Source organism: Chitinophaga sp. CCNWYY40, from assembly GCF_037483205.1.
GTDB lineage: Bacteria > Bacteroidota > Bacteroidia > Chitinophagales > Chitinophagaceae > Chitinophaga > Chitinophaga ginsengisegetis.
In genome coordinates this window covers 632793-644233 of the sequence record NZ_JBBHLF010000006.1, presented here as the reverse complement: position 1 = coordinate 644233, position 11441 = coordinate 632793, and the positions used below count along the sequence as shown (strand labels likewise).

The window sequence follows — 11441 nt, the reverse complement described above, 5'->3', positions numbered from 1 at the left end:
GTATTCAGATAATAATGGTTAATAACTGTTTGGATATGTATAGTTGTTAATCGGCGGCGCAATGTAGATCACATCTCCCACGCTTCCCTTTCCTTCCATCGTGAAATCGGGAGCTGTAGCCAGGTTGCCGGATGTTTTCTGAAATGCACGCACTTTATAATTGCCACCACCGGTTGTACCTATCAGCATATAGTTGTAATAAAAAGACTGCTCTGTGGCAGTGCCTCCGGTATATTTACGGTGACGGATACACGTTATTTTCTCTCCTGCCGGTGCGGTGAATTGGAGCTGTTCAGCGCCATTGCTCAGATTCCGTGACCATACTTCCTGTCCGGTAGAGAAATACAGGATATTCTCATCCGCCACGATCAGCCCGAAACGTTCTGCCTGGTAAAGCTTGTCCGTTGGCGCCAGTGTATCATTCACGATCTTCAACGCATAATTGGACGGTGTGATGGTGGAAAGTACCTTTAATGAAGGATCTGTTTTATCCTGGAACAGGGCTATGCCAACGTATGGGTTGGTGGATTTTACTCCCATGAACAGGAGTGTTTTGTTGTTCCTGTTGGCGGGCATTTCCGTTCCGGATACATCTGTTACGGCAGAAAGCACGGAACTTGTGCCTGTAGCGGAAACAAACGAAGTACTCGTTTCATCAAAAAAGAAAGGGTTGTCGAAGGGATATGCCAGGAAATATCTTGAAAGATTATACGGGCTGTTGTTATCGTCGCGCAGCTGCTGACCGCCGAACAGGCCCACGTTGGCCGACATGGAATAAATACTGTGCAGACGCCCGTTGTTCACAAAATAGTTGGCCTGTGAAGATTCGCTGATGCTGCCTGGTTTGTTCACCGAAGGTGTTTCGTAGAAAAGGTTGTTAATACCGTGTATTTCTTTGAAAGTATTGATGTTTACCACGCTGGCATCTTTGTCCGACAAAATGAACAACGCCCTGGTATTGGCGTAAGCACCTGTTACATTGGATTTATAATTTGTATAGAATCCGAAAAGATTTGCTTCTCCATCCAGTTTTTTCCCATTCACCAATGAGAATACATTTTCCATCCTTGATCCGGGGGTAATAGCTGAAGGTGTTAAGAAGAGGTCTACATCAGTTTTACCGCCATCGTTCTTCATGATATACCAGCCACGGGTGAACTGGGTAACCACGTTAATATTGGAGGTCATTATCTTACTGAATCCTGTATGTTCATTCTTTGCGCCGAACACCAGCACCCAGCCTTTGGCCGGCTGTGTTACCAGGTAATCCAGTGCTTTGGTGCGGCCTATCGTATCTACTTTAGGCGCGGAGCCCTGTACATTTGTTTCATAAATTCCCCACCAGTAAGAGAACTTCGCATCGGGGTCAGTAGAGGTGACTGTAGGATTGATCGTGATCTTATCCACCAGCGACACTTTATTATAAGAGGCTTCTATGCCGTTGATGTTGATCTCTTCCGGGACCTTGTAGATATAATTGCCCTGGTCTTTATAACAGGAGCTGATCAGGAGGATGCAGCAGGTAGCCAGGATTTGATATTTCAATTTCATGAAAGGCTGTTTTGCAGGTTAAGGAAATACGACTGTTTCACCCGTCTCGTCCGTCAGCGGCTCACCGGGATGGGCGTTATTGTAATCTGTCAGCAGGGTTCTCAGCTTCAGTCTCCAGAAGGTGAGCAGTGCATAATCGGTGTTTACGTAGGTCAGGAATTCTTCATCCCACTTTTCACCTGTCTGGTTGATCATGAAGGAGTGTTTCACCTGGCTGTATTTGCCCCAGTAGTATTGCACCGCAGAGGCATTCCAGGCTGCAGGCTGACTAAGCATGTCCGTGAAGTTTACCCTTCTCCACAGTTTTCTGATCTCTCCTGGCTGGAACTGGTCGTTAGCCTTTACCTGTATCTGCAGCTTCACATTTTTCGTTTTCAGCGAAGCGTCGCGCAGCAGGATCACCGGTACAGAGGCATGCACTTCTCCCGCTTTGATCACATACACCTCTTTCATTGACGGATCGGAAAAGGCTTTGTAATGAGTGCCCGGTATCGCATTTTCTTCCCCGTTGAGTGTTACCTGCTCAAGGATAAAAGGCCGGTCGTTGCCACTCACGCCTCCGATAGCATAGATGTCGAAGAACACGGTGTCCTGTGTAGTAGTAGCCGGTTCATAATAAAAGGTGTACGGCTTCACCGTATCAGCCATTTCGAAGGAGGTGGTATAGATCCGTTCAGGCGCCGGGCCAAACTGGAGCCGGGCGATATCGTTATAGAGGTAGTACTGATCTTTTTTGCAGGCAGCCAGTAAAGTGGTCAGCAGGGCTACAGTGAGTATCTGTTTCATTCTTTACGCTTGTGTTATTGAACAAATTCATTTAAAGGCAGTGGTACCAGGTAATTGATGGTTGCTGCGGAAGGCGCCCAGAGGAAGCTGGCTTTGGGCGCGTTGATGCGTTTATAGGCAAAAAATGCCTGTCCTTCTGCAAAGAATTCCTTCCTGTATTCCTTCACCAGTTCCAACTGTACCTGCGCAAGATCGGCGGGCAGCGTGGAAACGGTGATATTGCGGGCGGTGCGGAAAGCAGCCCAGTACTGTTGGCCTTCACCCGCCGGCGCCGTTTCCGCAGCTATCAGGTACATTTCGCTGACACGCAGCATAGGTATCTGGAAAGGCGCTATGGCAGCACTTTCCATAGCCGCCGTGTATTTTTTCATGATGTAGCATTTGGAACCGTTGCCCAGCGTGATCAGTGCCCAGAGGTTAGTTTCCCGTATATCCGTTCCCGTATTGCCATACAACTGGTTGTTTACGGTGGTGGTGCCACTGCCTTTTTTTAGTACGCCGGATGTGAACTGTTGCTCGAATTTTGTTGCCAGTTGGAAATCATAAAGACCGAAAATATGTTCCATAGAAAGATTGAAATTCCCGCCGGAAACATCGCTTAGTGTTCCGAGGCGGAACTTGGCACCACCATCCGGGTTCTGCGCATTGATCACTTCTTTGGCGCACGCATAAGCGGATCCATTATCCCGGAACCAGAGATATGCGCGGGCCTGCAGCGCCTTCACCGCATAGTAATTCATGCGGAGGAAACGGAAAGCGGAGTAAGTATTTTCCGGTTTGAAAGGAGAATTAACACTGCCTGGATTAGAGAGATCAGCCTGGGAGTACCGGGTGAAAGGATCTGTATCCTTCAGTAAAACGGCTGCCTCGCTAAGATCATTCAGCAATTCTGTTTTATACTGATCGTAGGTGAGATGCTGATTCGGTTCCCGGGAGATCTTTTTCACATACGGTAACACCGTGCCGCCCTGTATATTGCCCGGTACCGGCCCAAAAAGCCGCAACAGGTCCAGGTGGCAATAGGCACGCAGCGCAAGACACTCACCTTTCATCATCTCGTAAGACCCGGCAGAAAGAAACACCTCTTTGCGCGTGTCCACCTCGGCGAGTATCGCATTGATGCTGGAAATGATCTTGTATTCCTGTGCATATATGGAAGACAGCGCGCCCTGCACGCCTTCATCGGAATAGTTGAACAGGCCGAGGCGCTGTTCTGTGGTGTTGGTGGTTACATCCCAGGACGATGTCAATCTTTCTATGGTACCAAAGATCATCTGCTGGCCATAGGCGTTCCCGGATTTCATCTGGATGTATACCCCGGTAAGCGCATCCTGGAAGCCGCTTTCCGTGGTGAAAAGCACATCTGAAGGCATCTGGGTTTTAGGTTGAACGGTGAGCCATTTTTTGCAGGAGGTAGTACATATGGCTATCCCCAACAGCCCCGTGATAATATATTTAACCGGTGTCATGGAACACTAATTTTTTTTGTTAGAAGAGAGCGTTTACAGTAAGCGACATCTGTCTGGAAAAAGGATAGGTAGTTCCTCTTTCACGGCGTACGGTGGACAGGTAAAAGAGGTCGGCCATGTTGGCGGAGAAAGACAGCGCCTGCATTTTCAGCTTTTTCGCAAATAAGCTGTTTACGTCATACTGAAAATTGGCGTTCTGCATGGTGAGCGTCTTTTCGTCCTGCACAAAGCGGGAGGTCCTGTTTGTCGGCGCTGTTACCAGCAATCCTTTGAAGGCGGCATTATCTCCCGGCTTTTGCCAGCGACTGTCGTATACGCGGGCATCCACATTGTAACGGTAATCTGCATTCTCCACTTTGTTGATCAGTGTCTGGTTATACAGCTGCCCGCCAAAGCGGTAGCCGAAAGACAGGTTCATGGAGAAATTCTTATACCGCACCAGTGTGCTGAAGTTGCCGAAGTACGCGGGTTCGCTGATGCCGCTGGCACGCAGGTCCAGTGAGTTCCAGATGTAGGTAGGCTGCCCGTTCCTGTCCAGGTATAATTCCTTGCCGGTGCTGGGATCAATACCCAGTGAAGGAACTACCCAGATAGTGTTGGTGGAATACCCTTCTTTGTAAAGCACGCCGGGCACAGCGCCGGTTGCATTTTCACTGCTTTTCTGTGCGGCTTTCAGGGCATCGGAGATTTGCAGGATCTTGTTTACATTATGTACCAATGCGCCGCTGATGCTCCAGGTAAAGCCTTTCCGCAGATTGCGTACAACAAAGGCAGTAGCTTTCAGCTCAATTCCGCGGTTCTCCAGCTTGCCGATATTTTCGATATAGTTGGGGAAGCCGTTGGATGCGGGAAGATCTACAGAGGATATAAGGCCGTTGGTGGTTTCGATGTAATAGTCTGCTACAAGACTCAGGCGGCGGTTGAAAAGGTCTGCTTCAAGACCAACGTCGTAGTTCATTTTCTGTTGCCATTTCAGCGATTCGTTACCGAGCCCCATCAGATAAGCGCCTGTCCAGCTGTAATAACGGTCGTCTGTATAATATCCATAGGTAGACAGGGCCTGGTAAGCGTTGAAGTTCTGCGAACCGGTAACGCCCACGGAGCCGCGCAATTTCAGCCGGTTGATGAATGGCAGGTGCCTGAACATGGCCTCCTTATGCAGGTTCCAGCCAACACCCGCCGACCAGAAAGGAGCAAAACGGTTAAGTGCTCCAAACTGGGAAGCGCCATCCGAGCGAAGGGAGAGGTCCATGAAATATCGTTCATCATAGGTATAGTTCACACTTCCGGTAACTCCCACAGAACGGGTAAGACTTTCAGCACCGCCGGGTTTACCACCTTGCGCATATTGCAGCGCCATTGAAATAAAGTCGAACTTAGGATTGGTAAAACCTTCCGCAAGGAAGCTATAGCCGGAAGTTTTGGACTGACGGATATTATAGTCCAACCCGGCAAACAGTGCATGGGCGCCGAACTGACGGGTATAGCTGAGGTTGGCGCTTGCGTCGTAACGGAAGCCTTTGTTCACACCGTACCGGTAAGAGCCTCTGCGGAGAATATCTTCCGTTGCGGCAAACGCTGTATGGTCCGCGGGCCGGAAGTAGTCTGAATCAGAGTTCATCTTGGTAAGGCCCAGTCTTGCCCGGAAGAGGAGATCAGGATGTATACGCCATTCCACGGAAAGGTTGTTGGTGATGTCCGTGGTTTTATAATTCTGGAAAGTATTCAGGGTAGCATCGTACAGCGGGTTGGTAGGCAAGGGGCTCCAGCGGCCTGAATAAATACTGGAACCCGGATTGCCCAGCAATTTTCTTACACGGCCATTTTCCTCGTAAGGAGACCAGTAGGGATTCATCTTTACGTAATCGGAAAATGAGCCGTAGGGAGATTCTTCACTCTCACCCAATCCGATGAGCAGGTTGTTCGTGAAGCGGATATTCCGGTAATAGTAACTGAGGTTGATGGTGCCATTGAACGTCCGCCGGGAAGAGCCTTTCATTACGCCCTGTATATCGTTCACCTGGGCGGAAATGGAGTAACGGAATGCGTTGTCGCCACCTTCCATTTTCACATTATGACGTTGGCCGATGCCACTGCGCACTGGCTTGGAAAGCCAATCTGTTTCCACACCCCGGTTTACTTCACTCATCAGGTAGTTGTAATATTGTTTGAGTGGCACATCATTTTCCGCGCGGGCATTGTCGTACAGTCCTACTTTGTATTCCAGCTCCAGTTTTTCGCGGGCGTTCAGTACGTGATATGCCGTCAGGTCGGGCATTTCAACATTAACATCGCCGCGGTACGACAAACGTAGTCTCCCTGGTTGTGGCGCCCTGGTTTTGATCACGATCACGCCGTTAGCGCCGCGGGAGCCATAGATGGCGGTGGCAGACGCATCTTTCAGCATGGTGATGGACTCCACTTCATTCTGATTGATGTCCAGCAGCTTTTGCAGCGAGGATTCAAATCCGTCGAGGATCACCAGCGGCGTATTCATGCCCACGCGTGTTTCATCCTGCAGTTCATTCACATTGGGCAGGCTGGAGTTGCCGCGGATCTGTATTTCCGGCAGCCGGTTGGGATTAGAGCCGAACGCATTACTCTCCACGATGTTAAAGGAAGGGTCAATGTTGCGGAGGGAAGTGATCAGGTTGCGGTTACCGAATGCAGCCAGTTGTTCAGCAGTAACGGTAGTTACAGCGCCGGTAAAGCTTTCTTTTTTCCGGTTGAAGATACCGGTGGTCACTACTACTTCATTGATCTGCTGCTGCGATCTGCTCAACATGATGTTCATGGTGCCGGGGCCTGCTACTTTTATTTCCTGCGGCGCATACCCCTGGCAGCTTACCTGCAAAGTGACGGGAAACGCCCTTACCCCTAACCTGAATCTCCCATCCGGTAAAGTTATGGTACCAATGGTGCTGCCTTTTATACGCACACTGGCAAAGGGAACAGCCTTGCCGGCTTCATCGGTCACGGCGCCGGATATTTCCTGCAAAACCATTTTGACAGAGGCGGTAGTCTTTTCATTGATCACTACCATTTTGTTTACGATCCGGTAGGTGAGCGGCTGATTGCTCAACAGGATATCCATTGCTTCCTGCAGGGTGGCATTGCTTACCTGTATGTCCTGTGGAGAGGATACTCTTAGTACCTGCTCGTCCCACATAAAGGACAGACCTGTTTGTGCTTCCAGTTTCCCGAATATTTCTTTCAGGGAAGCGCGTTTCAGGTTAAGGTTAATCTTTTGTGCAGAGGCTGTAGCTGCCTGGAGGCTTAAGATCAGGAAAAGAATGGCGGCGGCTTTTAAACGCCATAACAATTTCATACATAGTCCGGCAGGAGCATAGAAATGCCGGACCAAAAACGCAATTAATTGCATACATTTGGTTGGTTTTGGTTGATAAAATAAAACAGAACCTGTGTTTGGTTTATTAGCCCGACCTTAATAGCCGCTCCGTGAGTCAGACGGGGCGGTTCTCTTTTTTTCAGGCCAATGTCTTTATGGTTGTACGATCAGTTTATTGTTTTCCAATCTGCAATTCACGCCATAGATATTCAGTGCCTCGATAATATCCGCAAGGTTTACATCCCTGCCGATAGTGCCGCCGAATGAGCGTTTAGGTAGTTCTCCTTTCATGTTCACTTCTATATCATACCATCTTGATATTTGCCGGAATAATGCGGGCAGATCTGTACTGCTCATCATGAACAGGCCCTTCTTCCATGCTATTGCATTTTCTGTTTCGGTGCTGCTTTCTATGGTGATGCCATTATTATTGTCAATATTCGCCTGTTCTCCCGGCCGGAGCAGCTGTTGTTTATTCACCCTGATGCTGCCACTCAGCAGGGTAGTTTTTACCAGCGGTTCATCCGTATAGGCGTTGATGTTAAAGGCCGTGCCCAGTACTTCCACCACACCCTTTTCATTGAAGCGTACTGAGAATGGCCTGGCTGCGTCTGCGGCTACTTCAAAATAGGCTTCGCCGGTGATCCGCACCTCGCGCGTATTGCCGGAGAAAGCCACCGGGTACCGCAGGGATGATGCAGCATTCAACCATACTTTCGTACCATCTGGCAGTACTACGCTGAACTGCCTGCCTCTCGGCGTGGAGATCGTATTGTATGCGGTAGCAGCTGCGCCGGATTCTTCAGCATTGTATACTACCTGCCCGTTGTTTAGTACTACATTGGTTCCTGCCTGGTTTGCCACCACGCCGTTTTTCATACTATCAAGCAGTACTGCGGAGCCGTCTGCCAGGGTGAGTACTGCGCCTTGTTTTCCTGGTGCAACAGGCTTACGCTGCGTAATGGGAGGTGGCGTGCTTCCATGGTCTTCCGTCAGCCGGTATATGCTGCCTGCAATTACCAGCAGCCCGACAGCAGCCGCCCAGCGCCAGTAACGCATCCGCTTCACGGGCGTTTTACGGGGCAGGTCTACCGACTTCACATTGTCCAGCAAAGGTTGCAGGGACGGATCAAATTCCAGGTCCATATCAGGCAGCCCGGTAAGCTCCATGAATTTTTCCGTAAGGGCTTCCCGTTGGCCGGGATCCCGCAGGAGTGCATAGAATTCCTGCTGGCCTTCTGCATCCAGTTTGTTGTCAAGGAAATCCTGCGTCAGATTATGTAACCGGGTATTTTTCATGGTGTTCATAGTATAAGATCAGGGTAAACGTGGTTTTGTCATTATCGGACAGAAAAAAAAATTACAGGTGCAGCAAAAACATAAGGATCAGCATCCCGGATGCGGTGAGCCGTTCCCTGATACTTGCCAGGGCCGCGCTGAGCGCATTGCGCACATAACCGTGGGACAACTGAAGTTCTTCTGCGATCTCCCGCGTGGTTTTTCCTTCCACACGGTTCAGGTGGTATATGATTTTCCTTTGCTGGGGAAGGGATTCAATGGCTTCATGTACAAGCCGGCGGATTTCTTTCAGTTCAAGGGCGCTGGTATTATCAATGGGAGGATGCTGTGTTATTTGAATGGCCTCAAGCCGTTTATCATTTGCCGCATGCCGCTGAAGGGCAAGCAGGCTCTGGTTAACAGTGATTTTCCGGAGCCACGCGCCCAGGTTCTCCACTTTGTCCAGCTTGTCCCGGTAAAGCCATACCTTAATAAATACTTCCTGCACAACTTCCTGCCGCGCATACCCGTTCTTCAATATCTTCATGGCAATAGCAGCGAGCGGGGTGGCCCATGCAGCGAATAAAGTGGAAAAAGCCTGCTCGTCACCTTCCGCTATGCGTTGCAGGAGCGCAGTTTCATTAGTATGTAAAGGTTCTGGCGGCACTTAATGCTTGTTTAAAATTTCTGGCAGTTATGTTTGTGTTTGCAAATCCCTTTACGGATGGTGGTTTGTGAGTAGTTTCAATCCTGCAGTTGTGGTTGTTTTCAACGGCATGACTGAGCTCTCCCGATGGATTTTGTCTGTTCAGATTGGTTTCATTCTTCACTTACGTTATCAGTTTTCGATAACAGATAAATATTTTTTCTATGTTTTTCTGTTGGGCAGCAAGGTAAACTCGTTATCACGGTTTGTTCCTGGTATCCAAACTATCTCTCTAATTTCCCTCTCCTGAATTTTTAAACACCCGCTGGCGGGGATTTAAAAAGCGAAAATAACAAGTAATTGATTTAAAAATAAATTATTAAATAAAACTAATAATGAAATGAGGTGTTCGCAGTGGTTCCTGGCGGCAGGCAAAAAGCGATACAAAATCCATAACTGGACTTTGTATCGCTTTGCCATTTTTAAGCGGTGTTTTATTTTTAATTATCTCTGATAACGTGTGCAGTACCAGATATACTATGTGAAAGGTTGTATCCCATATTCATACCAGTCATGACTATTTCGTTGTAGGTCCCGCTAAAACTGACATCAATATACTGGCCAACGGCCCCCACATTTACCAGGTTATAAGTGATATTGAACGTATTGAATACAGGGTTAATATTGGTGCTTAAGCCGTTTCCATATATCTGGAATCCCGATAATGTACTATAGGTACCCGGGGTTATACTATTGCCCTGGATATCAACAGCATCCATATGTCCGGGTGTATTGCCGGTAATTGAGAATGAATTCCCTGTTGCAGAAGCGGTAATGTTTGCGGCAATGATTTTAGTTACACCTCCATCTATGGCGTAAGTAATGGATTCCGCGCTGGTATTACAGGCCGGTATATTACCTATATTGGTTGTTGGAGAGGTTATGCTGTAATTCAACGTTCCTGTATTTTGGTGGTTATCTGCATCTTCGCCGAAAATCGTTACCGGATCAGCACTGCATACAATGGTTTGGAAGCTAAAGGCGCCGTTATTGATCAGGGTAAAAAAAGTTTGCTGTCCGTAATTAATGGAAACATAGCCATTGGTTACATTGGTATTATTACATTTTTTCAGTGAGCCGTTTATCGTGGCAACTTGTGTAGCCGGAAGATTTAGAACGATATCGGGCAATATATTACTATTGGCGGTAAAAGGGCCAATGTTCTGTGTGTAAATCACATTGCCACAAATGTCATAAAGCTTTAAGGTTAACACTTCATTTTGCGGAACGGTGCCGGTTACTGTGCCATTGAACAAGGTATAGTCTGCATATGAGGCATAAGCTCCTCCGGTTCTAAACAATACGGTTTTGACATTGGCAAGTGGGTTACTGGCCGGATCGACTACTTTAATCTGAAGCTGTACCGGGGAGGTGGCCAGTGGTATATCAAAATTCCACCAGCTAAAATGGGCAACTTCTCCAATGTATTTATTACCAACTTTGTTTGCCACGCCTGCTTCTTTCCAATAGCCCAATGTTTCATCAAAATGCCAAAGAGGAATTGTTGCGGGCGCCACGCTAAGTTGTGCAGCCGTGATGTTCATCTCAATCTGCGCTTTATTGCTTATTTGTAATTTCTGCCCCGCGCTACCTAATAATTCTACATTTATCATCCCATAGGTTTCCAGTAATTTAGCATCGCCGGCTGCATTTTGTGCGTATAGCATACCGGGCATTTTGGCAAACAGGTTGTTATCTGAAGCCTCCAGTGAATTGACAATCACACTTACAGCGCCGGTATATGCAGTACCTGTAAGTGTTTTAAAGTTACCGTCAAATGTAATTCTGGTACCATTCGACAAGCTCACATCACTGGTGACACCGGAATTTACCGTAGCGGTAATGTGACTGGGCAGCATCATAATTTTAATGACATTGGTGCTTGTTGATGGCATCAATGCCCTGGAACCTTCCATAAACCCGGTTTTCGCCGCCCGGATGTAAGCAAAACGTTCATATACACCGGCATTTTTGATGATTGCAATCCCGTCCGGATTTGTTTGGGTGGTAGACGTTCCAATTGTAACAGTAGCGCCAGGAACGGGATTATTGCTGACATCCACCAATTGCACTATGAAATCCCTGGAAACTTCATTTCCAAAATTCCGGGCAAAATCACCTGCAGAAACCGAATCTTTTATGGGAGGGTGCGGATGATCGCTGTTATTTTTCTTACAGCTGATGGCTAACAACAGCAGAAGGACCAGGAGGGGTAGGAGCGAGTTTCTCATAACTAATCATTTAATGAAGATTAACTATGGATATATCAACTGATCTGAAAAAATGTTACCCCCCCTGAATC

Annotated in this window: 7 protein-coding genes; all 7 read right to left on the bottom strand. The window is 47.9% G+C overall.

What is annotated here, in order from left to right; translation table 11 throughout:
* Positions 1–18: 18 nt before the first annotated feature.
* The 7 genes from V7S65_RS25470 to V7S65_RS25440 all read right to left on the bottom strand — a co-directional run bounded on the left by V7S65_RS25470 (position 19) and on the right by V7S65_RS25440 (position 11370).
* On the bottom strand, positions 19–1551 hold the full coding sequence (locus V7S65_RS25470) for a PKD-like family lipoprotein (RefSeq protein WP_336388260.1): 1533 nt from the start codon (positions 1549–1551) through the stop codon (positions 19–21).
* An 18-nt stretch (positions 1552–1569) separates the two neighbouring features.
* Positions 1570–2337: a DUF4843 domain-containing protein gene (locus tag V7S65_RS25465; RefSeq protein WP_336388259.1), complete on the bottom strand. Its 768-nt coding sequence runs from the start codon at positions 2335–2337 to the stop codon at positions 1570–1572.
* A gap of 14 nt (positions 2338–2351) precedes the next feature.
* Positions 2352–3806 carry a RagB/SusD family nutrient uptake outer membrane protein gene (locus V7S65_RS25460; RefSeq protein ID WP_336388258.1) on the bottom strand — a complete coding sequence of 485 codons (1455 nt, stop codon included), beginning with the start codon at positions 3804–3806 and terminating at the stop codon, positions 2352–2354.
* A gap of 19 nt (positions 3807–3825) precedes the next feature.
* Complete coding sequence (locus V7S65_RS25455) at positions 3826–7188, bottom strand: SusC/RagA family TonB-linked outer membrane protein (RefSeq protein ID WP_336388257.1); 3363 nt, start codon at positions 7186–7188, stop codon at positions 3826–3828.
* 120 nt (positions 7189–7308) lie between these two features.
* Entirely contained in the window at positions 7309–8463 is a 1155-nt protein-coding gene (locus V7S65_RS25450) for a FecR family protein (RefSeq protein WP_336388256.1), read from the bottom strand.
* A 52-nt stretch (positions 8464–8515) separates the two neighbouring features.
* Positions 8516–9100, bottom strand: coding sequence for an RNA polymerase sigma factor (locus V7S65_RS25445; RefSeq protein WP_336388255.1), 585 nt, complete (start codon positions 9098–9100; stop codon positions 8516–8518).
* Positions 9101–9579: 479 nt separating this feature from the next.
* The gene (locus tag V7S65_RS25440; RefSeq protein ID WP_336388254.1) at positions 9580–11370 is read right to left on the bottom strand and encodes a hypothetical protein; all 1791 of its coding nucleotides are present in this window, start codon (positions 11368–11370) and stop codon (positions 9580–9582) included.
* Between the last annotated feature and the right edge of the window lie 71 nt (positions 11371–11441).

Excerpts from the sequence above, each read along its gene's own strand:
- V7S65_RS25470 (WP_336388260.1), bottom strand. The coding sequence starts at position 1,551 with ATGAAATTGAAATATCAAATCCTGGCTACCTGCTGCATCCTCCTGATC.
- V7S65_RS25465 (WP_336388259.1), bottom strand. The coding sequence starts at position 2,337 with ATGAAACAGATACTCACTGTAGCCCTGCTGACCACTTTACTGGCTGCC.
- V7S65_RS25460 (WP_336388258.1), bottom strand. The coding sequence starts at position 3,806 with ATGACACCGGTTAAATATATTATCACGGGGCTGTTGGGGATAGCCATA.
- V7S65_RS25455 (WP_336388257.1), bottom strand. The coding sequence starts at position 7,188 with ATGCAATTAATTGCGTTTTTGGTCCGGCATTTCTATGCTCCTGCCGGA.
- V7S65_RS25450 (WP_336388256.1), bottom strand. The coding sequence starts at position 8,463 with ATGAACACCATGAAAAATACCCGGTTACATAATCTGACGCAGGATTTC.
- V7S65_RS25440 (WP_336388254.1), bottom strand. The coding sequence starts at position 11,370 with ATGAGAAACTCGCTCCTACCCCTCCTGGTCCTTCTGCTGTTGTTAGCC.